Origin of the sequence: Lactiplantibacillus sp. DA1 (assembly GCF_032681335.1) — a bacterium.
Lineage (GTDB): Bacteria > Bacillota > Bacilli > Lactobacillales > Lactobacillaceae > Lactiplantibacillus.
Map to the genome: position 1 here is coordinate 533,873 of NZ_JAWHTQ010000001.1, position 24,079 is coordinate 557,951.

Sequence of the window (24,079 nt, forward strand, 5' to 3'; positions counted from 1 at the left end):
AATAGCGTATTTTTAAGATAAAATTATGAAACAGTAACTAATGTTAACTATGGTATTAAATTCTTAATAACTTAGTGACCGCCGATCATTTAATTGCCACATTGATCAAACGCTTGATTATCCATTCGACTGTGTTGACCATGCCAGAGATCATTGTAGCTGACAGGCATTGCTGTATATCCGGTGAGCGTCACTGTTTGACTCATAAAGCCATCCAGTCCCTGAACCCAAGTGACTACCGGATGACGTTTAGTGAGCTACGCTTTAAGTCGCTGCAGGCTCACTCCACTGAGATCCGCAGCAGACGGTAGATAGTGGCGGATCGTTGGTAACAAGCCTTGGGGGTAGATGTAGAGACCAATACCGTAAGCCGAAGCAGGATCACCAACAAAACCAGTGTTAGGATTCGAACTGCGCGGCACGTGGCTGGCAAACTGTTCCTTATTAATATTAACGCCGGCATACTGCAGCATCATGGTAGTCGCTGTCATCTCACACCCCGTTGGCAACTCCGGTAGCTGGTCAATCAGTGGTACCCGCAGTTGAACCGACGCCGTACTGGCGAGTTTTAGCTGATTAGCAGCTATCCAGCCGCTCTGCTGACGACCATTATGCACGTAGTAGAAGCGCTGGCGACGCCCGTTGCGATAAATATCAGCCTGCTCAGTACGCGTCCACTGTGTATGCTGGTGATACTTTAAATGTAAATTAACACGCAATTGGGCACGCTGATGACGCACGACAGTTAAATGGTAACCGACACCGTTCTGACTATTCGTCTGATAGACCCGCGACCGCACCACCTGAATCCCTGTAATCGGATAAGTCGTTACAGTTGCCTGTGCGGGTTGCACTACACCACTAACAAGCAAGCCGCCCACCAAGATACGCCACCACCATCTACTCATTCTAATCAATGCCTGGTCCTCGCCTTCTCTTAATATCGTAATCAGTAGATTAACCGTTTTCACTATAATGCTGGTAATCGTGAGATTAAACAATAAGGTACGGCAAATTTGGTGAACATAGTTGAAGTAGTTGGCAAAAAAGCAAGCTAGGATAACACGGCCAGTCTAATTTACCGTAACAAAAAAAGAATCGATCCATCAAGGCTAAACCTATCGGGATTGATTCTTATATTCGTTAGTGCGGCCAAGAAGATTCGAACTTCCACCGCATGCAATTTTATTTTTCAGTCCTTATAAGCGCCGGTATATCAACGTTTTAAATTTTAGTTCTCAGGTTCGAACCTGATCCAATGCATTTTTCGGACTTTTTTTGCATCAAAATCTGCATCAAAAAATCCTTTGTATTAAATAGAATCAAGACGGAATTATCTGCCATGACATCAGCGTCATCTAGATCAGTAAATATTTGATGAAATATCTCCCTTCGTTCTTTAATCGTCTTAGGCATATCCCAATCTTCTGTGTTAATTGTTTTTGAATTAGGTTTAAGTGACTTTTGAATGTTAACGAAATATGGTGGGTTTGTTAATAACAATTGCACCGATTTCTTCTTAACTTTTGGCAATAAGTCTTGATACTTTCCGTTGTAAATATGATTTGGTTTTAAATAGTCTTCACTCATAGGATTAAATTCCTTATGATTTTATTTATAATAACATTCTAAACCGAAATCGATTTAAATCACAGAAGTAATCAGAAAACTGGTGACTAGCAAATCTTATATGGCCACTTATTCCAGCACCTATTTATTATACTTTTACTTATCAGTTTCATTTTTCCATATTCCTAGCTTCAACATTGATTTAAATACTTCGAGGATTAAGTCAGTAGACTGATAAAAAATCGGTGGATGTGTCAACTTTCGTGTTTTATTCTGTGTCTTGTAAATAAGAAATTACAAGGAGCTAGATAATTATGAAAGTAACCAAGAATAAAGACGCTTGGATGGTGCAAGCATATTTCTACACCATCGACGGTGACCGCCAACGTAAAACTAAGTGCTTCAGTAAAAGACAAGGTATTACTACCAAACGGCAAGCTCAAAAGGCCGCGGACGTTTGGGTCGCTAAAATGGAAGGCCAGTATGCTAAGGGACAAAAAGATTCACCAACGCTTCAGGATTTCTACACCAACTACTGGTGTAAGACCATCGGTGCCAAAGATACATCGTCAATGGAGCGTTACAAGTCAACTATGGAAGGTCAGGTCTTACCAATGATTGGGGCCAAGAAACTTAAGCAGCTCACATTTAAGACGCTAAATGATTTCTTTACTAAGGCCGCACGAACCAAGAACAAACGAACTAAGAAACTACTTAGTCGAGATGCCTTGGCCAATTATAAGAAAGCTCTCAGTAGCGTTTTACGATTTGCTATTTCACAAGAGTTTATTAGTCATAACTACTGCCGGAATATCAACTTAGACGAGATTTGTATTAAACCAACTAACCAGAAAGAACTGCTTAAAAAGAAAATCGGACGAACTGCTTACACCGAAGATGAAGTAAAACTACTAATTAACCATCTAAACAACGACCCTTCAGTTACACCCTGGTTCCGTAACTTTGCGATTATTATGCTAGGTTGCGGATTACGGGATGAAAAAATGGCCGCCCTAGACTTTAAATACTCAGTCAACTTCGATGAGGGTTACTTACTGATTAACAAAGCAATGTCGGCTACTAAAAAAACACCGAAATTACTTAAGGACACCAAGAATCATCAGAATCGCAAAGTTTACTTCAATGACAGCGTCCATAAAGCTTTGAAAAGTCAAAAGGAGTTGACCCGGCACTTAATGGCTAAGCACCCAGATAACTTTGACTGGAGTATGACGCCAGAAGACGAAAAGCTAGTCATGGTATTTTCTTATGGGAACGGGTTACCATACCGGCCAAATTACCTTGGTAAGAAGTGGCAAGAAACGATTAAAGATTACAAAGATGTCCCGCATTAATCTTTATACGCCCTACGACACACCTACGCGACAATTAACTACCACCACAACCAAAATGTCTTAACAATTGCAACAAGCTTAGGACACCACGTAGAGACGTTTGAACGCTACTACGTTCACCCACTAGAAGAACAACAAAAGAAGCTAGCCCAATTCGATTTTATGAATAACTAGCTGGCAATAAAAATAAGACGGTCTACTAAGAAAGTAGGTCGTCTTATTTTGGTTCTATGATTTAAGAACTAAATTTCTTAGTCATTAATATTTAAATATTGGGTTTGAATCCAGCCAGATTCATCATTATAACCATACGGAATTTTAACTTGTGACCATCTTCCAATGTGCTTAATAACTTTCACTTCAGTTTGTGCAGGTAATTTCACCATAATTTTCGCACTATTTGAACGTCCAATCCTAATATTTGCTTCACTTACATCTATATAAGCTTTTGGTGACATCCAACCAGCGTTAAGAACACCATAATATACAGCTTCATCTAATTTTCCAACAACAAATGGTGTTGCCCAAGCAATCAACAATGGTAATAAAACTTGAACGAAAACGACTCGTAAGACCGTTCTTGCAACTAAGTGTGCCTTATTATTTTTGTCAGTTGCGATTTTATCCCAGGACTTAATTCTTTCATTAAACGGTTTGCTATCATCGTTGCTCTTAACAAAATCAGCAATTTCTTTATCTGTAACATCTTTTTCATTGATTGGTGCTGTAGAATATTCTGATATTATATCCATACTTTCATTATCGATATCGGTATTATCTTTAGGGGCGAGTTGTATATTATGCTTCTTCTTTAAATTATTCAGTCTATCCAATTCGGCTGTAAAATCATTTGTAAAATTTTTAGAATAAAAATAAGTTTCTGCGTTGGCTTTCTGCATTTTGGCTAAATTATCAGTTAATTTGTCCGTAGAAAATTTAGGGTCACCAACTGCTTTCACCTTATTTTTCCAGTCAGCACCTAAAATATCGCCAATTGTTTCATGGTTCATGTGACTTGCACGTTTTAACAAACCGTCCACAGCACGTTTATTGTATGTTGGATATCCTTTACTACCACTTCGCTTTGCAGACTTTAACATATTATCCACGAAGTTCTTATTATATGTTGGGTATCCTTTACTGCCACTTCGCTTTGCAGACTTTAACATATTATCCACGAAGTTCTTATTGTATGTTGGGTATCCTTTACTACCACTTCGCTTTGCAGACTTTTTCATTTGTTCAATATTCTTTAGTCCACCATTAAAATAATTTCTTGCTGACTCCGGGTTACTTAATATATTGGCCATTCTTTTTGCATCAGCGATTTGCTTATTAATATCACCTGCAGTCGGCATGTTTCTGGCACTTAGTCTTTGTAACTTGTTAAAATCACGATTAAATCCGTTAGGTAAACTATCTTCAACCATCTTTATCCCCCGCTCAGCATGAATTATTATTTTAATTATCAATATATTATATAATAACAGTAAGGTGATTAAACCACTCAAATGGAGCTTAAGAATTTAACGTAATACCAATTTGGATGCAAAAACAAGGTGCTTGAAACATCTATACACCGGTCTTCAGACGCCCTCCGTAACATGCAAAATCGCATGCTGACCAATTTTGACAAGTTCGGGGCAAAACAAAAGAGCCTCGAAACGCCGGTATATCAGCATTTCAAAGCTCTTATTATAAGTAGTGCGGCCAAGAAGATTCGAACTTCCACCGGGTTAACCCCGACAAGATCCTTAATCTTGCGCGTCTGCCAATTCCGCCATGGCCGCATCACAACTCACAAAAAACATCATAACAAAATTTTGTGAGTCTGACAAGCTTATTTTAAGATTTTTGTACTTTTACCCCAGTTGCATCCATTGGCAATAGGAATAATTGACCGGTTAACGTCGCATCTTGGCCTAATTGTGCTTGCAACGTGGCGAGTTGACCGTAATCACCCAACGTAATCACCGTTGGCCCAGCACCGCTCAAATACGTCCCCGTTAATCCCAGGGCGTGGGCATGGTCTCTGACCGTTTGTAGTGCTGGCACTAACTTAGCCCGATACTGCTCATGGAATTCATCCTGTTCTAACAGTGGTAACGCCACATCCCAATTTTGAGTTGCTAGAGCGGCCACTAACGTATTCGCCACACTACTACCAGTAATGGCTTGGTGGTACGCCAATTCAGTTGGTAAGGCTTGGCGACTGGCTGTCGTCAATAGCGGTTCGTTAGGCACGTAGACACTTGCAAAAAGCGTCGGTAGCGGTAACTTCACCGCGCGGACGCGTTCGTCAGTGTACGTCGCCACGACCAAACCACCTAACAAAGCCGGTGCCACATTATCTGGGTGCCCCTCCAATTGAGTGGCAACTTCCAGTAGCTCAGCAGAAGAGCGCGTTGCGCCGGTCAATTCGTTAGCCAGCACTAAGCCGGCTACGATGGCCGTCGAACTACTACCCAATCCGCGCGCCAATGGAATTTTAGAAGCCATCTGTAGATGCTGTGGATGTAAATCTGGTACCAAATGTAACGCAGTTTTAATAATTAAATTGCGTTCATCCGTCGGCACATCCGCCCCAAAAGGATGGTCGATTTGCCAATGATCACTAGGTTGTAAGACTTGTAACGTCAATTGCATATCTAGTGCTAGACCGATTGAGTCAAAACCGGGACCAAGATTAGCGGAAGTTGCCGGAACCGAAATCGTTAACATGTCCTCACCTACGCATTCTTCAAAACTTTATAACTCGCTAATAGTTGCATATTCTCTTGCTCACCGATTTCACGGGTGATGTCGGCTAACTGTTGATCATTCATAGCATGGGTAATAATCACAACACGAGCGTTGCCGTCACCTAATTGATTTTGAATGATTCGACTAAATGAGACTTCTGCGCGGGTCATAATCGCCGTCAATTTCATCATCATCCCTGGGACATCACGCATCTTCAAGGCAATAAAGTGAGGATACACAACATCTTCAGGTGTTGCTAAGACTGTCTCCTGGCGATAAGAGTTAAACGTGTTGCCAGTCGTATTCAACGCAATATTTTTCGCAACCGTTGTAATATCACTCAGCACACTGTTGGCGGTCGGGAGTTCTCCAGCGCCGGGACCGTAAAACATCGTGTTCCCCACAGCCGTTCCCGTTACCATCACAGCATTATTTTCATTTTGCACCGTGGCAAGTGGATGTTGATCAGAAACGAGCACAGGCCCGACTGATACCGCAATGCGATCGTCAATTTCTTCCGCAATCCCGAGTAATTTAATCGTATACCCAAGCTGGTGAGCTTCCGCGATATCCTCTGGGCTGATTTTCGTAATTCCCTGCACTTGAACGTGGTCGAGGGACAGACTCATCCCAAAGGCAAACTGCGTTAAGATAATCATCTTGAACGCCGCATCAAGACCTTCGACATCATTAGTGGGATCACTTTCGGCAAACCCCAAGTCTTGTGCTGAGCTCAAGGCCTGGTCATACGACCAATGCTTAGTCAGCATCTGCGTCATGATGTAATTAGTGGTCCCGTTGACGATTCCCATAACCCGTTGAATCCGGTCAGCGGCGAAACTATTATCAATCGTCCGTAAGATTGGAATCCCACCAGCAACACTAGCTTCATAGAACAAGTCACGATGATTTTCACGAGCAATCTGAACCAACTCCCGGCCATATTGTGCAATCAAGTCCTTATTGGCCGTCACCACGTGTTTGCCAGCTTGCAAGGCTTGCGTAATATATTCCTTCGCCGGATGAATTGAACCCATCACTTCGACCATAATTTGAATGGACGGATCATCAAGTAGGGTCGCGATTTGGTCGGTCATCTGAACGTCCCCCAAATCAACTTGTTCGTGCTTTTTCAAGTTGTGGACAACTACGCAGGCTAGTTCCAACTTACGACCGGTAATTTCTGAAATCTTTTCCTGATGCGCTTGAAGCATTTTAACCACACCGGTGCCGACTGTGCCTAGTCCGACCACACCAATTTTAATCGTTTCCATCTTAATCCCTCCATATCAATAGTTAAGCTAATTCTATCGGAAGCGTACCACTTTAGCAAACCTTTTCAGACTAATTTAATTGGCCCCTGACAACGACCACACGTATAGCGGCGAGTGTCCATGCGGCGCTTGCGGTAATACCGCTGGCCACACCGTTGGCATTCATAAATATACCGATACGGCCGGGCCGTCGCCTGCTTCGGCGCTGGTGCATAGCGCGAGCCACCCACTTGCGCGAGTAATCGTTTAAAGTCTGCATCACGATGCCGATATCCCCGCTTAGTCAAATGTAAATGATAATGGCACAATTCATGCTTGATGACGCCAATCAAGGTGGCCTCATCAAAATCAGTCAGCATCTTCGGATTAATATCAATATCATGCGATACCAACTGATAACGACCACCCGTTGTTCGTAACCGGGCATTAAAATAAGCGCGGTGCTGGAATGGACGGTGAAAATCACGCATGGAAATGGTCGCAACGAGCTGCTGTAACTCTAAATCAGTCATTATGCTTCAGCCGGTGCAATCATCGTCAAAGCGATGCGTTGCCGCTGTTCATCAACTTCTTCGACCCACACCGTTACGATGTCGCCAACTGCCACCGCCTGACGCGGATCTTTCAAGAATTTATCCGTTAGTTTGGAGACGTGCACGAGGCCGTCTTGCTTGACGCCAATATCCACAAACGCCCCAAAGTCGACCACGTTGCGTACGGTTCCTTGCAACTGCATCCCTGGTTTTAGATCACTCATCTTTAAAACGTCTTGCCGGAGTAAAGGTGCAGGCATCGTATCACGAACATCACGCCCGGGCTTTTGCAAACTACTAATAATATCCTTTAAGGTCAGTTCACCGACACCGGTGCTGGTCGCAAGTTGCGCTAAATCTAATTGATTCAATTGTTGGGCTTTAGTCGTTCCAACGTCTGTCGTCTTCAATCCAGCCGCTGCCAATAACGCTTTGGCTGCGGGATAACTTTCTGGATGAATATCCGTGTTATCAAAAACATTCTTGCCAGCAATGATTCGCAGGAAGCCGACCGCTTGTTCATAAGCTTTCGGTCCCAACCGCGGCACTTTTTTCAATTGTGGTCGGCTCGTGAACTCGCCATTTTCATCCCGATAAGTAATCACATTTTGGGCAATCGTGCTGGATAGCCCCGAAATATGCGTCAATAGCTCCGAACTAGCGGTATTCAAATTGACCCCAACTTGGTTAACCGCGGTCTCAATCACCGTATCTAGCTGCGTTGTCAATTCCTTCTGGGGCACATCGTGTTGGTATTGCCCCACTCCCACTGACTTCGGATCGATTTTGATCAATTCTGCCAGTGGGTCTTGTAGTCGCCGGCCGATACTGATCGCACTACGTTGTTCAACGTGTAGCTCAGGAAATTCGGCGCGCGCCTTAGCACTAGCAGAGTACACGGAAGCCCCGGCTTCGTTCACGATGACATAATAAACCGGTCGGGTCATAGTCTTCAATACCTGTGCCACAAACTCCTCGGATTCGCGGGAAGCCGTCCCGTTACCAATCGCAATCATTTCAACATGATACTTCTCCAAAAAGGCTTTAAACTCACCCGCAGCAGCTTCCCGTTTGGCAGTTGGGGCTGGTTTGTGTGGATAAATCACAAGCTTATCTAAGAACTTACCATTCGCGTCCATCACGGCTAATTTACACCCCGTCCGGTAAGCAGGGTCGAACCCTAAGACCACGCGGCCCTTTAATGGCGCCTGCATCAACAAGTGATACAAATTATCGCCAAAGACTTTGATGGCCTGTTCATTGGCAGCCGCACTCAACTCGTTGCGAAGTTCGCGTTCGATAGCTGGGCCAATAAAGCGTTTGTAGGCATCCTGATAAGCGGCTTCTACTAGTTCAACCGCTGGGCCGTGGTGTTGACCAATAAAGCGAAAATGACAATACCGGTCAATTCCCGCACGATCAACATCAATGCTGACTTTCAATACTTTTTCGGTTTCCCCACGGTTGATGGCCAGTACCCGGTACGGCACCATCTGCTTGATGGGACTATTAAAATCATAATATTGTTGATAAACACCTTGTTCATCGGCTACTTTACCCTTGGGTTTAACTTTTGCGACTAGTAAGCCCCGGTCGCGCGTATAATTCCGGACCCAGTTTCGTAAACCGGCATTATCACCAAAGGCCTCAGCTAAGATTTCGTGAGCTCCAGCTAACGCGGTATTCGCATCTGTGATGTCCTGCGCTTCGTTGACAAACCGCGCCGCGTGTTCCTGAATACCACTTGCCGGAAAACGTAATAGCCAGGCCGCCAACGGTTCCAAGCCAGCGTCCTTAGCAATCGTTGCCTTCGTCCGCCGCTTTTGTTTGTACGGCAAATATAAGTCTTCAACGTCTTGTAACTTCTCAGCTTGTTCAATGGCTTGCTTTAAAGCCGGCGTCAAGTGGTCCTGTTCAGCAATCAACTTCATCACATCCGCCTTACGACTCTCTAGACTCGCAAGCCGATCATAGTTATCTTTGATTTCGCGAATTTCAACTTCATCTAAGTTACCGGTACGTTCCTTTCGATACCGTGCGATAAACGGCACCGTGTTACCTTCGTCCATGAGTCCAAGCACCGCTTTAATCTGTTGCGGTTTAAACTTCGTCAGGGCTTGATCAACTAACGTTAAAATCTGATTATCCATTATTTCACCCAATCTTTTAATCTCATTACATTACATTATACGCGTTTTAACCTGGTTTCCGTGTTGAACCACTATTGAAAAATTACACTGACCGCGCTAACTTAACCTAGTCGCATCGCCAGCGCCGGTTCGATCCACTGATAACTCAGTTACAACAACTAGCTTACGACCAAATCTTAACAATCGGCAATTCGCACCTGACAATAAAGCGCCCCGTAACGCGTAAACGTTACCGAGCGCTTCATTAGTGATCCAGGACAATCAAGCTTAGCCAGCGTCTTACATCACAGTCGTCATAATTCGTTGCACATTATTTGAAATGCGACCCATTTCAGTTTCTTGATCAGTCTCAGCTTGATTAAAAGCGGCGACGTCAATCGTTTGATCATCGATATTCATGCTGGCTGTCATTGCAGCACAGGCATTCGTATAAGCCTCGTAAGCTGCCAACAAATTACGATGTCGTCCCATTAGCCGGGCAGGTACCGAGACTTTTTTCAACTGTGCTAAATTTTGTTGATACTGGTCAGTACCATCGCTGAATTCCATCTGAATATCATTGAATTCGGCCGGAACCATTTGCGCAACCGTGTCATTATCAATGGCCTGACGCAATTTTTCAAACGATGGGTTCAATTCTTCCCCCATCTTTTCAGTACTTTCGATGACTTTAGATAGTACTGGCATATACGTTTGAACTGTCGCTTTTTTCATGTGAGAACTCTTTTCTTTAAATTAGTTAGTCTTATTTTACCCCTAATAGCTAGGTTATGCGCGCCGCATGTGTCGACGTTGGAAGAACTTAACAATTTCAACAATCACGACCATCGATAAGGAAGCTAAGGCCACGATGCCCCATTGGTAAGCATCCAAATGACTCACATGGAATAAGCCATTCAAGCCTGGAACGACGATCGTCATCGCGAGCATCACAAATGCAATTAGAATCGCCCAATTAAAGAACTTGTTTCGGAACAAGCCGACCGTAAATAACGATTCATGAATTGATTTGGAGTTAAACGCATGGAACAACTGAATCAAGCCAAGGGTTGCGAAGGCCATTGTTAACGCATCCGCATGGGCTAATGAAGCCGTTGCGTGAACTGGATACGTCAAAGCTAACCAGTACACTAGCAACGTAATGCCACCTTCCAGTAGCCCTTGATAAATAATACTACTGAAGACCCCACCTGAGAAGAAGTTCGAATTACGACCACGCGGTTTATGTTGCATAATGTTCTTTTCAGTTGGTTCAACACCTAAGGCAATCGCTGGTAAGGTGTCAGTCACCAAGTTGATCCATAAGATATGCACTGGCGCTAAAATCTGCCAACCGAGCATCGTCATCACGAACAACGTCAAGACTTCCCCTAAGTTCGCTGATAAGAGGTACTGAATCGCCTTTTGAATATTGGCGAACACTTTCCGGCCCTCTTCGACAGCAACCACGATCGTGGCGAAGTTATCATCAGCCAAGACCATGTCACTAGCCCCCTTGGAAACTTCTGTCCCAGTGATTCCCATACCAATACCGATATCAGCGGCCTTCAATGCGGGCGCATCATTGACCCCATCACCAGTCATAGCAACGACCTTGCCACGCTTTTGCCATGCGTTCACGATTCGAACCTTGTGTTCAGGCGCCACCCGGGCATAGACTGAGTAATCGCCGACCTTTTTGCCGAATTCTGCATCACTCATCGCATCTAATTCGGCACCGGTAATCACGGCATCGTCTTCACCCGCATCGATAATTCCAAGACGTACGGCAATCGCTTCGGCAGTATCCCGGTGGTCACCCGTGATCATCAGCGGTCGAATCCCAGCTGACTTAGCTTCCACAACGGCTTGTTCAACTTCTGGCCGTTCCGGATCAATCATGCCGACCATCCCGGCAAAGACCAGGTCGTTTTCTAATGTCTCCGTATTGACGGTTGTCGGAACCGTAGTAATAATCTTGTAAGCAAACGCCAAAACTCGTAAAGCTTGCGTTGCCAACTCGTGATTGACACTTAAAATCTGATCACGACTAGTCTTCGTTAACGGTTGGACGTCACCATTACTTTCAATCTGAGTGACCCGTTTGAGTAATTCATCGGGCGCTCCCTTAACGGCTACTAAGAATCGGCCGTCTTCCAAAGGATGAACCGTTGACATCAATTTCCGTTCTGAATCGAATGGCACTTCCGTCACTCGGGGGCGGTCTGCCAATAACTGATCAACTGGGTAACCTTGATCCAAATTATATTGAATCAACGCCGTTTCTGTTGGGTCACCTGCTAACCCATCCGTCATGATCTTCGTATCATTGCTTAAAATCATCACTTGGGCTAAATGGCTATCCAGTGGCAATTCAGTGGCGCGTGCATCCACGAGTTCCTGGTTAACAACCAGTTTTTCAACGGTCATCTTATTTTGCGTCAACGTCCCGGTCTTATCGGAAGCAATAATATCGGTACTTCCCAGCGTTTCAACCGCGGGTAATTTCCGCACTAGCGCGTGGCGTTTGGCCATCCGCTGAGTTCCTAACGCTAGCGTAATCGTGACGATTGCCGGCAAACCTTCTGGAATTGCGGCCACGGCTAACGAAATTGCCGTCAATAACATGTTGATCAGGCTCTCTTGACCACGCAACATCCCGATACCAAATACCACGGCAGCAATCACTAAGATTAAAATTGTTAGCGACTTACCTAACTGTGTCAAGTTCGCTTGCAGTGGCGTGGTCGTCTCATCGGCTGCTTCAATCATGCCGGCAATTCGACCAACTTCGGTCTGCATCCCAGTCGCCACCACAATCCCAGTGGCCCGACCATACGTCACGTTACTATTCATGTACGCCATGTTTAACCGGTCCCCGATTGGTAATTCCCCATCGGCAATCATCTCCGCCTGCTTCTCAACTGGTACGGATTCACCCGTCAGCGCCGATTCTTCAACCTTTAATGACGCACTCTCAATTAATCGTAAATCTGCGGGAACGATATCTCCGGCTTCTAGCGACACAACATCCCCGGGAACCAGCGCATCACTCTTAACTGTCTGGAGCTGACCATCCCGTAAAACGGTCGCGTCCGGCGCCGACATTTCCTTCAACGCGTTGATGGCTTCTTCCGCCTTCGATTCTTGGAAGACCCCAAAAATCGCATTTAGCACGACCACCAATAAGATGATAACGGCATCAACGGCTTCCCCAGTAAAGGCGGCAATCAAGGCGGCCACCAGCAGCACAATAATCATGAAATCCTTGAACTGCGCAATGAATTTTTGCAGCAACGAGGTCGTCTTCTGCTGATTTAGCGCATTCGGACCATATTGTTCTAACCGTTGCGTCGCAGCACTTTGCTGTAAGCCGTGTTCATCAGTGCCTAGTTCCTCATAAACGGCGGATAACGCTTGTTGGTATTTTGGTTTTGTACTCATCGTAAGCTCCTTTTCTGGCATCCGAGCCTCACTCCCTAACTGTTCTCCAGATAGAAAATGAGACTCATGTATGCACGCAAAATTGTGTGAACATACATAAGTCTCACTATTTAAGACAATACCGGATTGGCTTCTTGCTGACGATATTGCCGCAGAATATTTCTGCTAGTTACTCCCTTATGATTGTAACGTAAGAATACCAGATTCCATGGGAGCTGTCTAGCAAAATAATCACTTTGACTACCGGTGTATTCATAACGATACTCAGATATCCGCACATTAATCGTTTACATGTTATAAATTATTCTACTGCTTCTCTGTCAATTCCACCAATATTGCACGCTAGGAATAACACGCAGCCATACAAAAAGGCTACCGAAGACGAACTATCTTCAAGTAGCCTTTTACTAAGTCAGCCGTAATCCAAATAAATAAGCAACTAACCGCCGTTATTTCCAAAAATTATCAAACACCGTAATGGCCGCGTGGCGTTTGTGGGCAGTCTTTAAGTACCACGCCTCAATCTTTTCGGCCGCAGCATCGCTGACCGTCCGGCCTTCCAAGTAATCGTCGATGTCGTCGTAACGAACACCTAACGCGACTTCATCAGGTAATGCTGGCCGATCTTCTTCCAAGTCAGCTGTCGGGACTTTGTCATACAAATGCTTGGGCGCATCTAAAGCGGCCAGCATCTGTTTACCTTGACGCTTGTTCAATCGCCATAGTGGCACAATATCCGCACCACCGTCACCGTACTTGGTATAAAAACCAGTAACAGCTTCGGCTGCATGGTCGGTTCCCACGACAGCACCGTGCATTTCACCGGCAATCCCATATTGCACGATCATGCGTTGGCGCGCTTTAATATTGCCCTTGTTGAAATCATGAATCGTCAATTGGTTAGCTTCCAATGCAGTTACCATGGCATCCGTAGCCGGTTGAATATCCACCCGATCCGTCACGTCGGCTTGCATAAAATCAATCGCTGCCATCGCATCCGCTTCATCCGCTTGATTGCCATATGGTAACCGGACTGCGATGAATTGATAGCGATCATCACCCGTTTCCTGCCGCATTTCGGTAATGGCCATCTCCGTCAATTTTCCAGCTAACGTGGAATCTTGACCGCCAGAGATGCCAAGCACATAGGTCTTCAAAAAGGTATTTTTAGTTAAATAAGCCTTCAAAAAATCAATACTTCGACGAATCTCAACTTCTGGATCAATCGTTGGTGCAACGTGTAACGCTTTAATAATCTCAGCTTGTAATGGCCGCATTAGTAAGCTTCCTCCTCATCTTTATGGTTAACGTGGTCTCTGACCGTGTTAATAATATTCATTTTATGATCATAAAGTTTTTGTGACAAGTCGACCGGGTAATCCTGAGGGTTTAAATCCCGCTTGTATTCGTCCCAAAGTGCATCTAGACTTTCAAATGAATACTCCTTGATTTCATCTAACGTTGGTAAAGTATAAACTTGTTGACCGCGGTCATAGATGGGAACCAATAGTGGTCGCGCATCAAAATCGCTGACCGTCTTATTAATATACGTATAGCTTGGATGGAACATGTAAATTGATTCTTCGTTGCGCGGATCTTCATCGTACAACGTCACATAGTCGCCTTCCGACTTGCCATCCGCACGCTTCGTAATCCGCCAAACTTGTTTTTGACCAGGCGTTGAGACCTTTTCCGCGTTATTTGAAAGTTTGATCGTATCAACCATCTGATGATGATCATTCTCGATCGAAACCATCTTGTACACGGCCCCTAACGCGGGTTGGTCAAAGGCCGTGATTAGCTTCGTCCCAACACCCCAGACACTAATTTTAGCACCTTGCATCTTCAAGTTTTGGATCGTTTTTTCGTCCAAATCATTTGACGCATAAATCTTGGCATCCGGAAAACCAGCTTCGTCTAGCTGTTCACGCACGCGTTTTGATAAGTAAGCCATATCGCCACTATCGATACGAACCCCTTGGAAATTGATTTTATCACCCATTTCCTTAGCCACTCGAATCGCACTCGGCACCCCGCTACGTAACGTATCATACGTATCCACTAGAAAGACACAGTCATGATGGGTCTCCGCATAGGCCTTGAAAGCTTGATAATCGTTTCGATAAGTCTGCACGAGCGCATGCGCATGGGTCCCGCTAATCGGAATACCAAAAATTTTGCCAGCCCGCACGTTACTCGTCGCGTCAAAGCCACCAATATAAGCCGCCCGGGTTCCCCAGATGGCCGCATCAAACTCTTGCGCCCGCCGAGTACCGAATTCTAGCAAGCCATCTTCACCGACAACCGACTTAATGCGCGCCGCTTTAGTCGCAATCAGCGTTTGATAATTGATAATATTGAGTAGTGCCGTTTCAATTAACTGACAAGTGGCCAGTGGTCCTTCGACTTGTAACAACGGTTCATTATTAAAGACCAAGTCTCCTTCACGAACCGCACGAATCGTCGCATCAAATTTGAAATTCGCTAAATAATCTAGAAAACCGTCTGAATAGCCACCCAGTTCACGTAAATACGCGATGTCAGTTGCCGTAAAATGTAAATGATTGATATAATTAACTACTCGTTCCAAACCCGCAAATACCGCGTACCCATTTTGGAACGGCATCTTACGGAAGAACACTTCAAACACCGCATGCTTATTATGAATACCTTGTTCCCAGTAGGTTTGGATCATGTTAATTTGATAAGCATCCGTATGCAAGGTAAAACTATCATCCGGATAGATTTGCGTCATGAGTCTAATTCTCCATTTCGTAGGTAATAACCGTATTTACAGTAAGTTAAGCTTATTTTAGCATTTTTTATAAAAGAATGCGCTTAAGCATCCAAAAAGTTGCAGAATTCCTCGTTTTACCTATACTTTAATTATGATTAGAAAGTGAGGTCGCTTATGTCAGTCCCTTTTGACACGGTTAACATCCTAAACGTGCCGTTTATCAAGACAACTAACGCTGGCTTTGTTCAGCAACTTCAAACCGATATTCTCGCGCATCGCAATCGCTTTGTGGTGACCGCTAATCCTGAGATTTTAATGTACGCCCGTGAACACCCCGATTACCAACATGTGTTAACTCAGGCAGATTATATTACGCCGGACGGTATCGGCGTTATTCAGGGTGCTCAGATTCTTGGCACGCCCCTTCCCGAACGGATCACCGGCTATGACACCCTCTTAACATTACTAGCATGGGGTAGTCAGCAACAGCAACGTATCTTTTTGTTAGGTGCCAAGCCGGCCGTGTTAAAGCAAGTGACCACGATCGTTCAACGAGATTATCCCGGCATCGTTGTCGCGGGTGCCCGTGATGGCTATTATGACGACGAACAAACCGTTATCGACCAGATCGTGGCCGCGCAACCCAATATGGTCTTCGTAGCCACCGGTTTTCCTAAGCAGGAATTTTTCATCGCCGAACACCGCCAACGCCTCGATGCACTCTGGATGGGTGTTGGTGGTAGCTTTGATGTGATTGCAGGTGCGGTCAAGCGGGCCCCCTTATTTTGGCAAAAACATCACGTTGAATGGCTCTATCGGCTAATTCAAGAACCGAGTCGCTTCAAGCGGATGCTTGTACTGCCACGCTACTTGCGATTAGTTAAAAAGATTGCGCGCCAACAATCACGATAGTTGGCAATTAATACCCGTCATGAGACGAGACGTTTTGATTGCAACTGGTTTTGCACGTGCAACCGGTCTTCAGTCATAAATTCAAAAAAATAGCTCACCTAGAATAGTAAAATTCTAGGTGAGCTATTTTTTGACCTCATCAATCTAATCAAGTGCCCCGCACCCGATCGACTGCTTATTTTTCAAGATAAAACTCAAACCGGTTACCAACGTACTGGGTCCGCACGTATTCAAACGGTTCGCCGGTTTGCAAATACGAAATCTGCCGTAGCCGTAACAACGCATCACCACGCCGGACTGACAAGTATTCCGCGATACGCTCAGAAGCAGACATCGCCGAAACAGTCTGTTGAGCCTTACCAGGCACTAGGCTAGCCTTTTCTTCCAACGTCCGATACAACGAACTCGTAATTTCGTCCTTAGTGAACTGCTTGACGAGCCGTTCCGGAACCGTTGCGACTTCAAAGCAAATCGGGACATCATCACCGTAGCGAATTCGTTCCATCCGCAACACCTGTTCATTGGTTTTCAACGCCAATTTCTCGCTCTCAGATAACGATGGGCTCGTCACGTGATATGAAATCGTCTTACTTGATGGGACCTTACCTTGGGCCAGCATTAGATCAGTAAAACTGGTGACACCGGACATTTTTTCTTGGACCTTTTGATTCGCGACAAACGTGCCGGCACCGACTCGCCGCTCTAATATTCCTTCGTCAACCAATGTCTGGATTGCTTGCCGAAGGGTCATCCGACTAACATCGAACTGCGTAGCCAGCTCCCGTTCGGACGGAATCCGGTCACCAACGGCCCACCGACCAGCTTCAATCGCCTGCTTAATTTGGTTGTGGATTTGAATATAAATTGGCGAACTCATGGTACTCATCCCTTACTTCTAATTTATTTAGCTGCTTTTTTACCGTAGCTATAAGTTGCAACTAGATCTTGGTTACCGTCTAAGATGTTAATATCGGCATCCTTGCCAGCTTCCAACGTGCCCTTCTTAGTCAACCCAAATTCACGTGCTTGGTTGACGGAAGCCATCTTAACTGCTTCAGCAATCCCACAACCAGTGAACTTCTGAATGTTCTTGAAGGCGTTGATGAACGTCAAGACGGAACCGGCTAAGTTACCTTCTTCAAGGCGCGCTTGACCATCCTTAACGATCACTTTCTGACCACCTAATTCACTAACACCATCAGGTTCACCCTTGGCACGCATTGAATCAGTCACTAATTCGATCCGATCAACGCCTTTTTGTTCATACGCTAACTTGATCATGTCAGGTACGATATGGAACCCATCACAGATCAATTCACAGTACATGTTGTTTTCAAGCATGGCATGACCAGTAACACCTGGTTCACGATGCTTGAATTCACGTTGCGCGTTGTATAAATGCGTCACGTGAGTTGCTTTACTTGCTAATAATTGTTCACGAGTGGCGTTACTGTGACCCACTGAAGGCACGATGCCATTTTCCAAGCAATATTTTTCAAATTCGCGCGAACCAGGATCTTCTGGCGCGTAAGTAATCAACTTAACTCGACCACCCGACAACTTGTTCCAGTTGTCTAATAAGTCAACGTTAGGATTCTTAATGTACTTTTCAGGTTGAGCACCTTTGAAGGTTGCCGAAATGAATGGACCTTCCAGATGAACCCCTTGGATAACCGGATTTTCGTCGGCGGCTTTGTTAATGCCGGCCATCGAATGATCTAAGTTTTCGTTGGACTGCGTCATGGTCGTACAGAAGTATGACGTAATTCCTTCACGGGCCACCATATCATTAACCATTTCGTTAATTTCAGCTGGATTCCCGTCCATTGAATCAAAACTATAACCACCATGGCTATGAACATCAATGAAGCCCGGTACAATCGTTTTGCCACTCACAAATTCGATATCATCATCGGGTTGGGCCACGTAGTCATCCATTGGACCAACCGCTTCAATTTCCTTACCGAAACGAATGTAGCCGTCATCGATCTTTTCTAGACCAGTATAAATGATGGCATGTTTTAACACTTTGCTCATGAACAATTCCTCCTTGGATTTATCTGGTTTAATTATAATCGGTATAGACCAAACTTGCAACCACCAGCACCAAGTTATTTAAGATTCGCCGAGTTCCTTCGCGATCGTCGCGTCGATGCCCTTCACGACAGCCGTCATAAAACCGGCCTCTTCCATCGCCAGCAACCCAGCAACCGTCGTACCACCAGGTGAAGAAACTTGATCGATCAGGTCAAACGGAATTTTATCAGAAGCTAACACATTCTGAGCACTGCCAAGCGTGGCCTGCGCCGCAATCTTAGTCGCTGCATCCTTGCTCAAACCGTGCTTGACGCCTGCGCGGGCCATCGCGTCAATAAAGAAATAGATGTAGGCCGGCGAACTACCTGCTAAGGCTGAAAAAGTTGGAAAATCTTTCTCAGCGATGGCACTCGTGGCACCAATCGCATCAAATAATTGCTGTCCAGCTGCATATTGCTCTGGTGTTAAGGCAGCATTACCAACCAACGCCGTCATCCCGGCACCAATCGCCACGTTCACATTCGGCATGATTCTCAGAACGGGGAGATCAGGGACAACCGTGGCATAATCAGCCAAACTCAACCCTGATACCATTGTAATGACCCACTTGCCTGTTAAGGCTGCTTGAACTTCTTTTAATGCGGCCAACGCAATGTTCGGCTTAACTGCCAAAACGATAACGTCAGCAGCTTGTGCCACGGCCAAATTAGTGTCACAGGCCTGTAGCCCATTTGCTTGCGCATAAGGTTGATAACTCGCAGCATGGGCACTGTGAATATAAATATCTGCTGGGACGACCGCTTGTTGTTTTAACCACCCATCAATAATCGCGCGGCCCATGTTACCGGCACCAATGAATCCGATTTTCATCCGTAAAACGCTCCTCTGACTTATAATTTATATCATTAACTACTAACCGATTAACGGCTAGGCAGGATTAAACAAACATTCCCGCTTACTCTTCTACTATACCAATATTTGTGAAACTGTGGGTAATTAATCACCTTTTCAAGACCAACTTTCACTATCAACAAATAAATATCATAAGTCATCCTGTTGAGCCGATTGCTTACCAACACTATGAACAGCTGATTAATTTATTAATAACCGGTTTTCAGCGTGGACTAATCTCATTGACAGGCTCACCTGAACAAGCTAATGTAAACAGCATCAAACACAGCGTTGCTTCCGAACACGGCTGTCTAAAAACAACTAAGGAGTATTTCACTATGAATCAGAGTAAATCTTTCAGACTCACCTTAACCACCCTGACGCAACAATGGCAACAAGACATCACCAGTCTGCCCACAGCCATGCGCGCCGTCTTCAGCTGGCAACGGGGGCTTAATGAATTAAAGACGCTTCGCCGCACCACTAAGTTGATGATGAGCACGATGCTAATCGTCACTATCATTGGCTTTATTCTGGGCCGCGATTACAGCCTACATGGCTGGATTGGACTATTGACCGGAATGACGGTGGTGATTAACTTAATTCTGGTTGATCAAGGGCGACTGACGAACTATAGCTGGGGCATTATTGCTTGTGCGGCTTGGCTTACTACGGCCATCACCAATCGGCTGATTGGTGATATTGCGTCACAATCGTTTTACCTCGTCATGCAATTTGTCGGCATCACCGTCTGGCATCGTAAAATGGCAGCACAACCCGATACTAGCGAACTGACTGGTCGTAAATTGAGCAAATTAGCCGGTTGTGCCTGGTTCGCGTTAGCCGTACTCGTCTACATCATTGTCTTACACTTCAGTAAACAACTTCACGGTAACCAAATCTACCTGGACGCCACCTTGTTACCACTTGGAATTGTCGGTAGCGTCCTCATGGTCAATGGCTATCGTTCCCAGTGGATCGCCTGGATCACGCTCGATGTGCTTAACGTTATTATCTGGTTCAACCAGTTAAAAGGCTTTAGTCCCGCAGCCGCCTCCATGTTAGCACTGCAACTCGTGATGCTTGCTAACGCACTATATGGGGCCTACTTGTGGTTCTTTGGCCAAAGCGCTCATCAAGAACACTAGTCCATATTAACGAAGATGGCTAACTAACTATCAAGCTCAATCGCTAATCGTTTCAAAGTTCGCCGCGTAACTTTGAAACGGTTTTTATTTGGTTTGCTGTTCGGGTGACTGCACCGTTACCTGAACAATGTATATCAATTTACATTCACCGGCGAGTTTGCTTAAGTTAAAGCTAATTAACTGACTATCGAGGGGGACATTTATCATGGTGGCAATCATTCATCGCACCCTGCACGACAAAATTTTTATCATCGCGCTAATTTGTGCAGGTTTAAGTTTGTGTATTGGCACACCCCGGCTGGCAGAAATTAATTGGACCACGATTGGCACCTTATTAGCATTGATGATCAGCGTCCAATTACTACGAGCCATGCATCTACTTGATACTTTAAGGGACTGGCTCTTAGTTAAATCACACGATACCCGTCAAATGTGTCAGTTGTTTATCCTGTTAGCCTTTGGCGGCTCAATGGTTTTAACTAATGACGTTGCAATCTTGACGTTAATTCCGATTTTTATCGCCCTCGCACGGCGGCAACAACTGGCCATTGCTTACCCAACGACTTTAATTATCATGGCGGCCAATCTTGGCAGTGCATTTACTCCCATCGGCAATCCCCAAAATTTATTTTTGGTCACCTTCTATCACGTCAATCTACTCACGTTTTTCAAATTATCGACCCCGTTAATGCTGGCTAGTCTCGCTTTGTTAATTGCCTTAAGTTGGTGGCTACCGCGGTCGCCGTTAACGGTAACACCCGCTAAATCAAAACCAATCTCCCATAATCAGATTGGACTTGCAGCTGGCCTACTCAGTTTCATTATGCTTGGCATTTTCAATCTAGTGCCCCTCTTACTAGTTATTATTGGAACGGTTGTTGTCGGTTTCATCATTAACCGACGCGTCTTTCAGTACGTCGATTACGCGCTACTCTTAACCTTTATCTGCTTCTTCATCTTCGTTAGCGCCATCAGCCATAATCCCACAATAACGCATTGGCTCAAGCAATTGACCCAGACAGCTCCCAGCGTCTATATTACTGGGCTAATCACGAGCCAAGTCATCAGCAACGTTCCAGCTGCCATCTTACTGGCTAATTTCACATCACACTTACCGGCGCTATTTTTAGGCGTTAATATTGGCGGCCTGGGCTCATTGGTGGCCTCACTAGCAAATCTGCTTGCCTTAAAACAATTGTTGCCCTTTGATGATCAACAGCCACTTCGCCATTTTTTGCTTGTATTTACAGCCCTCAATGGATTGGGCCTGCTTGTCTTGGGCCTTGGCGGCTGGTTCTATCTCCTACTATAATTGTACAAATGAGTTAACCCGAACACTGAATCAATTTGACTTTAGCGACCTAATATTCTTGGAATAGCCATAACCACCTCAACATCACAAAAAGAACGGGCTCAACACCCGCTCCCTTTTAACAACTATTGCTAACCTGAATCGTAGCACTAATGCTCATTATCCATGATCATGGCTGGGGTGACGACTTGCTGGCCATCATAGACGTGGCTCTTGATCACGCGTTTTGCCCTGACAAATTCACCATCAGCGGTCAATGTTAACGCGCCAATGCCCCCATCAAAGCGACCTGAGCGACTCCCAGCATCAATCAAGTAACGTGGAACATCTTGCGCATCCGCCTGCATCTTTAAATAACCCAGGTGTGAGCCAGCAAATGTCTGTACCGGCGTATGACCAGTGACCATAACTTTGTTGAATAAGTTCCGATGCCAACGGTGACCCACAGTTGTGAAGTCATCATAATAATTATCCCGAATCCACAGTAAGTCATCCGGTGATTGTTGTGTTAATGGGTATTGCCAGTTAACACCCGCGTGCATGGCGAGTAGCCGGCCCTGCTGCCACATAAGCGGCAAGTATGCTAAAAAATCAGTGTATGGCTTCAACAACACACCATTTAGCGCTCGCCGGACATGCTCAGAATTAGACGAGTAAATGCCTAATTTACGCCAAGTCCGGTGACCACCATTCAACACCCAGGTTGCGGTGGCACTGTCATCACCATGAGCCGTACGTAGCCAGAACGCGTCATGATTACCAAGCAAGGCCACATCGCCAGCTTGCCGTACCCGTTCACTAATCATTGCCAGCACTTTTAGCGGTGCCAAGGAAGCCGACTCAGTGTAGTGACCAAAATACCGCGCAGCCGTACCATCAATATAATCACCTAAAAAAATCAACCGGGTGGCGGCAATCTCAGGATCGGCTAACAAAACCGCTAGATCATCCGCCGCACTATGAATATCACCAATAAACGTATACAACAGCATATCAGCACCTCCACCTCGTAAACAACAGGATGTTTTAGTCTGGCTTGACGACCACCAGTAGCATCTGAAAGCCCTGAATGGCATATAAAGAATGCCGTGCATCTTTAGGAATCACGATTGATTGTCCCGCGGTCAAATGATAAACAGTCCCTTCAATCGTAATCTCCGCTTCACCACTTAAAATATTAACCATCGCATCGCCCTGAGCAGAATGCCCGCCAATCTCTTGATCAGTCGCAATTGAAAATAACGTCATACTCAGATCATCACGTTGAACCAGTGTCCGACTGTTAACTTGATCATCATCTAATGGAATCTGCTCAGTCAAATTAAGGACCTTGGCATGATCAATTTTATTAATTAAGCTCATTTGAATTCCTCCGTCTCTAGTTAACAAGACTTATTTCGTTTCGAGTTGAATAAATTGGCACGGTTGCTCAGCCACTAATGTATGTACGGTATTAGCTGGCACCACTAGCATCTCACCCGCATGGACTTCTTGGTCAACCTCATCCGCTAAGCGAACGATCAAAGTACCGTCAATAACCTCAAATAATCTGGTCAATGTAGATTGTTCGGCGCTAATGCTCTCACCAGCAGCCATTGTGTACATCACAAATGGCAGTTCAATACCGAATTTCCGGGCAAATGATTTACTAGTAATAGCGTGCTCGCGGTAGGTCAACATGGTTTTTAGATCAATTTTAGTTACAGCCATTTCAAATCCTCCCTAGTCATCATTATGGTATCCTACGATACACATCATTAGCATTAATACTTGAATTAAGCTTAACGCTAACAGTTACAATATTCGAGTCTCATTTGAATAAACACTTCATAATTCCGAATAATTGAATGAGTAATTACACCCTTAACCACTGCATCGTAATTGATAATCGAGCGTGCTTCAACACGCACAGAAATAACGGTTCTATAATATCTGTTGTTGGTAATTAAGTGAAAACTTGATTACTGGCAGCAGATATTTTTGTATGTATTTTAAT

The 24,079-nt window shown here is 44.9% G+C and carries 20 protein-coding genes, 1 tRNA gene and 1 pseudogene; 4 read left to right on the top strand and 18 right to left on the bottom strand.

The genetic code is table 11. The annotated features are described in order from the left end of the window. Positions 1 to 63 precede the first annotated feature (63 nt). Together RXV91_RS02470 and RXV91_RS02475 are read right to left on the bottom strand one after the other, a co-directional pair. Positions 64 to 917: pseudogene (locus RXV91_RS02470) on the bottom strand (C39 family peptidase). A 307-nt stretch (positions 918 to 1,224) separates the two neighbouring features. Continuing rightward, entirely contained in the window at positions 1,225 to 1,590 is a 366-nt protein-coding gene (locus RXV91_RS02475; RefSeq protein WP_316438510.1) for a hypothetical protein, read from the bottom strand. A gap of 293 nt (positions 1,591 to 1,883) precedes the next feature. Here RXV91_RS02475 and RXV91_RS02480 point away from each other — a divergent pair, with 293 nt between their 5' ends. After that, positions 1,884 to 2,924 carry a hypothetical protein gene (locus RXV91_RS02480; RefSeq protein ID WP_316438511.1) on the top strand — a complete coding sequence of 347 codons (1,041 nt, stop codon included), beginning with the start codon at positions 1,884 to 1,886 and terminating at the stop codon, positions 2,922 to 2,924. A 251-nt stretch (positions 2,925 to 3,175) separates the two neighbouring features. Here the strand turns inward: RXV91_RS02480 and RXV91_RS02485 are convergent, their stop codons facing one another. The 10 genes from RXV91_RS02485 to RXV91_RS02530 all read right to left on the bottom strand — a co-directional run bounded on the left by RXV91_RS02485 (position 3,176) and on the right by RXV91_RS02530 (position 15,801). Next, positions 3,176 to 4,354 (bottom strand): SH3 domain-containing protein, encoded by a 1,179-nt coding sequence (locus tag RXV91_RS02485; RefSeq protein ID WP_316438512.1) that lies wholly within the window; start codon positions 4,352 to 4,354, stop codon positions 3,176 to 3,178. Between the two features lie 275 nt (positions 4,355 to 4,629). Next, positions 4,630 to 4,714: transfer RNA gene (locus RXV91_RS02490), tRNA-Leu, on the bottom strand. Between the two features lie 55 nt (positions 4,715 to 4,769). Further along, positions 4,770 to 5,645, bottom strand: coding sequence for a homoserine kinase (gene thrB, locus RXV91_RS02495; RefSeq protein WP_316438513.1), 876 nt, complete (start codon positions 5,643 to 5,645; stop codon positions 4,770 to 4,772). Between the two features lie 8 nt (positions 5,646 to 5,653). Next, positions 5,654 to 6,940 (bottom strand): homoserine dehydrogenase, encoded by a 1,287-nt coding sequence (locus RXV91_RS02500; protein ID WP_003640905.1) that lies wholly within the window; start codon positions 6,938 to 6,940, stop codon positions 5,654 to 5,656. Between the two features lie 65 nt (positions 6,941 to 7,005). Next, positions 7,006 to 7,452, bottom strand: a complete 447-nt coding sequence (locus RXV91_RS02505) for a SprT family protein (protein ID WP_316438514.1) — start codon at positions 7,450 to 7,452, stop codon at positions 7,006 to 7,008. After that, entirely contained in the window at positions 7,452 to 9,623 is a 2,172-nt protein-coding gene (locus RXV91_RS02510; protein ID WP_316438515.1) for a Tex family protein, read from the bottom strand. Before RXV91_RS02510 ends, RXV91_RS02505 begins: the two co-directional genes overlap by 1 nt. A gap of 279 nt (positions 9,624 to 9,902) precedes the next feature. Beyond that, positions 9,903 to 10,337, bottom strand: a complete 435-nt coding sequence (locus tag RXV91_RS02515) for a hypothetical protein (protein ID WP_033610306.1) — start codon at positions 10,335 to 10,337, stop codon at positions 9,903 to 9,905. Between the two features lie 54 nt (positions 10,338 to 10,391). After that, complete coding sequence (locus RXV91_RS02520; protein WP_316438516.1) at positions 10,392 to 13,046, bottom strand: cation-translocating P-type ATPase; 2,655 nt, start codon at positions 13,044 to 13,046, stop codon at positions 10,392 to 10,394. A gap of 449 nt (positions 13,047 to 13,495) precedes the next feature. Then, entirely contained in the window at positions 13,496 to 14,323 is an 828-nt protein-coding gene (nadE, locus tag RXV91_RS02525; protein WP_316438517.1) for an ammonia-dependent NAD(+) synthetase, read from the bottom strand. Continuing rightward, complete coding sequence (locus tag RXV91_RS02530; protein ID WP_003640899.1) at positions 14,323 to 15,801, bottom strand: nicotinate phosphoribosyltransferase; 1,479 nt, start codon at positions 15,799 to 15,801, stop codon at positions 14,323 to 14,325. Before RXV91_RS02530 ends, nadE begins: the two co-directional genes overlap by 1 nt. Before the next feature lie 156 nt (positions 15,802 to 15,957). Between RXV91_RS02530 and RXV91_RS02535 the strand changes: the two genes are divergently transcribed. Further along, the gene (locus RXV91_RS02535) at positions 15,958 to 16,695 is read left to right on the top strand and encodes a WecB/TagA/CpsF family glycosyltransferase (protein WP_316438518.1); all 738 of its coding nucleotides are present in this window, start codon (positions 15,958 to 15,960) and stop codon (positions 16,693 to 16,695) included. A 175-nt stretch (positions 16,696 to 16,870) separates the two neighbouring features. Here the strand turns inward: RXV91_RS02535 and RXV91_RS02540 are convergent, their stop codons facing one another. The 3 genes from RXV91_RS02540 to proC all read right to left on the bottom strand — a co-directional run bounded on the left by RXV91_RS02540 (position 16,871) and on the right by proC (position 19,602). Continuing rightward, positions 16,871 to 17,572 carry a GntR family transcriptional regulator gene (locus RXV91_RS02540; protein WP_316438540.1) on the bottom strand — a complete coding sequence of 234 codons (702 nt, stop codon included), beginning with the start codon at positions 17,570 to 17,572 and terminating at the stop codon, positions 16,871 to 16,873. A gap of 23 nt (positions 17,573 to 17,595) precedes the next feature. After that, positions 17,596 to 18,732, bottom strand: coding sequence for an N-acetylglucosamine-6-phosphate deacetylase (gene nagA / locus RXV91_RS02545; RefSeq protein WP_033610310.1), 1,137 nt, complete (start codon positions 18,730 to 18,732; stop codon positions 17,596 to 17,598). A 78-nt stretch (positions 18,733 to 18,810) separates the two neighbouring features. After that, positions 18,811 to 19,602 carry a pyrroline-5-carboxylate reductase gene (proC, locus tag RXV91_RS02550; RefSeq protein WP_131509348.1) on the bottom strand — a complete coding sequence of 264 codons (792 nt, stop codon included), beginning with the start codon at positions 19,600 to 19,602 and terminating at the stop codon, positions 18,811 to 18,813. Between the two features lie 359 nt (positions 19,603 to 19,961). Here proC and pnuC point away from each other — a divergent pair, with 359 nt between their 5' ends. Both pnuC and RXV91_RS02560 read left to right on the top strand, forming a co-directional pair. Then, positions 19,962 to 20,771 (top strand): nicotinamide riboside transporter PnuC, encoded by an 810-nt coding sequence (pnuC, locus tag RXV91_RS02555; protein WP_316438519.1) that lies wholly within the window; start codon positions 19,962 to 19,964, stop codon positions 20,769 to 20,771. 205 nt (positions 20,772 to 20,976) lie between these two features. Then, positions 20,977 to 22,083, top strand: coding sequence for an SLC13 family permease (locus RXV91_RS02560; protein ID WP_316438520.1), 1,107 nt, complete (start codon positions 20,977 to 20,979; stop codon positions 22,081 to 22,083). A gap of 149 nt (positions 22,084 to 22,232) precedes the next feature. Here RXV91_RS02560 and RXV91_RS02565 read toward each other — a convergent pair whose 3' ends face one another. The 3 genes from RXV91_RS02565 to RXV91_RS02575 are packed head-to-tail and all read right to left on the bottom strand — an operon-like array spanning position 22,233 to position 23,793. Further along, positions 22,233 to 23,075, bottom strand: coding sequence for a metallophosphoesterase (locus RXV91_RS02565; protein ID WP_316438521.1), 843 nt, complete (start codon positions 23,073 to 23,075; stop codon positions 22,233 to 22,235). Positions 23,076 to 23,109: 34 nt separating this feature from the next. Further along, on the bottom strand, positions 23,110 to 23,445 hold the full coding sequence (locus tag RXV91_RS02570) for a cupin domain-containing protein (protein ID WP_033610315.1): 336 nt from the start codon (positions 23,443 to 23,445) through the stop codon (positions 23,110 to 23,112). 30 nt (positions 23,446 to 23,475) lie between these two features. After that, positions 23,476 to 23,793: a cupin domain-containing protein gene (locus RXV91_RS02575; protein ID WP_316438522.1), complete on the bottom strand. Its 318-nt coding sequence runs from the start codon at positions 23,791 to 23,793 to the stop codon at positions 23,476 to 23,478. Positions 23,794 to 24,079: the final 286 nt, after the last annotated feature.

Bases quoted from the DNA above. Each gene is read 5' to 3' on its own strand.
- RXV91_RS02475 (WP_316438510.1), bottom strand. From the start codon at position 1,590: ATGAGTGAAGACTATTTAAAACCAAATCATATTTACAACGGAAAGTAT.
- RXV91_RS02480 (WP_316438511.1), top strand. From the start codon at position 1,884: ATGAAAGTAACCAAGAATAAAGACGCTTGGATGGTGCAAGCATATTTC.
- RXV91_RS02485 (WP_316438512.1), bottom strand. From the start codon at position 4,354: ATGGTTGAAGATAGTTTACCTAACGGATTTAATCGTGATTTTAACAAG.
- thrB (WP_316438513.1), bottom strand. From the start codon at position 5,645: ATGTTAACGATTTCGGTTCCGGCAACTTCCGCTAATCTTGGTCCCGGT.
- RXV91_RS02500 (WP_003640905.1), bottom strand. From the start codon at position 6,940: ATGGAAACGATTAAAATTGGTGTGGTCGGACTAGGCACAGTCGGCACC.
- RXV91_RS02505 (WP_316438514.1), bottom strand. From the start codon at position 7,452: ATGACTGATTTAGAGTTACAGCAGCTCGTTGCGACCATTTCCATGCGT.
- RXV91_RS02510 (WP_316438515.1), bottom strand. From the start codon at position 9,623: ATGGATAATCAGATTTTAACGTTAGTTGATCAAGCCCTGACGAAGTTT.
- RXV91_RS02515 (WP_033610306.1), bottom strand. From the start codon at position 10,337: ATGAAAAAAGCGACAGTTCAAACGTATATGCCAGTACTATCTAAAGTC.
- RXV91_RS02520 (WP_316438516.1), bottom strand. From the start codon at position 13,046: ATGAGTACAAAACCAAAATACCAACAAGCGTTATCCGCCGTTTATGAG.
- nadE (WP_316438517.1), bottom strand. From the start codon at position 14,323: ATGCGGCCATTACAAGCTGAGATTATTAAAGCGTTACACGTTGCACCA.
- RXV91_RS02530 (WP_003640899.1), bottom strand. From the start codon at position 15,801: ATGACGCAAATCTATCCGGATGATAGTTTTACCTTGCATACGGATGCT.
- RXV91_RS02535 (WP_316438518.1), top strand. From the start codon at position 15,958: ATGTCAGTCCCTTTTGACACGGTTAACATCCTAAACGTGCCGTTTATC.
- RXV91_RS02540 (WP_316438540.1), bottom strand. From the start codon at position 17,572: ATGAGTTCGCCAATTTATATTCAAATCCACAACCAAATTAAGCAGGCG.
- nagA (WP_033610310.1), bottom strand. From the start codon at position 18,732: ATGAGCAAAGTGTTAAAACATGCCATCATTTATACTGGTCTAGAAAAG.
- proC (WP_131509348.1), bottom strand. From the start codon at position 19,602: ATGAAAATCGGATTCATTGGTGCCGGTAACATGGGCCGCGCGATTATT.
- pnuC (WP_316438519.1), top strand. From the start codon at position 19,962: ATGAATCAGAGTAAATCTTTCAGACTCACCTTAACCACCCTGACGCAA.
- RXV91_RS02560 (WP_316438520.1), top strand. From the start codon at position 20,977: ATGGTGGCAATCATTCATCGCACCCTGCACGACAAAATTTTTATCATC.
- RXV91_RS02565 (WP_316438521.1), bottom strand. From the start codon at position 23,075: ATGCTGTTGTATACGTTTATTGGTGATATTCATAGTGCGGCGGATGAT.
- RXV91_RS02570 (WP_033610315.1), bottom strand. From the start codon at position 23,445: ATGAGCTTAATTAATAAAATTGATCATGCCAAGGTCCTTAATTTGACT.
- RXV91_RS02575 (WP_316438522.1), bottom strand. From the start codon at position 23,793: ATGGCTGTAACTAAAATTGATCTAAAAACCATGTTGACCTACCGCGAG.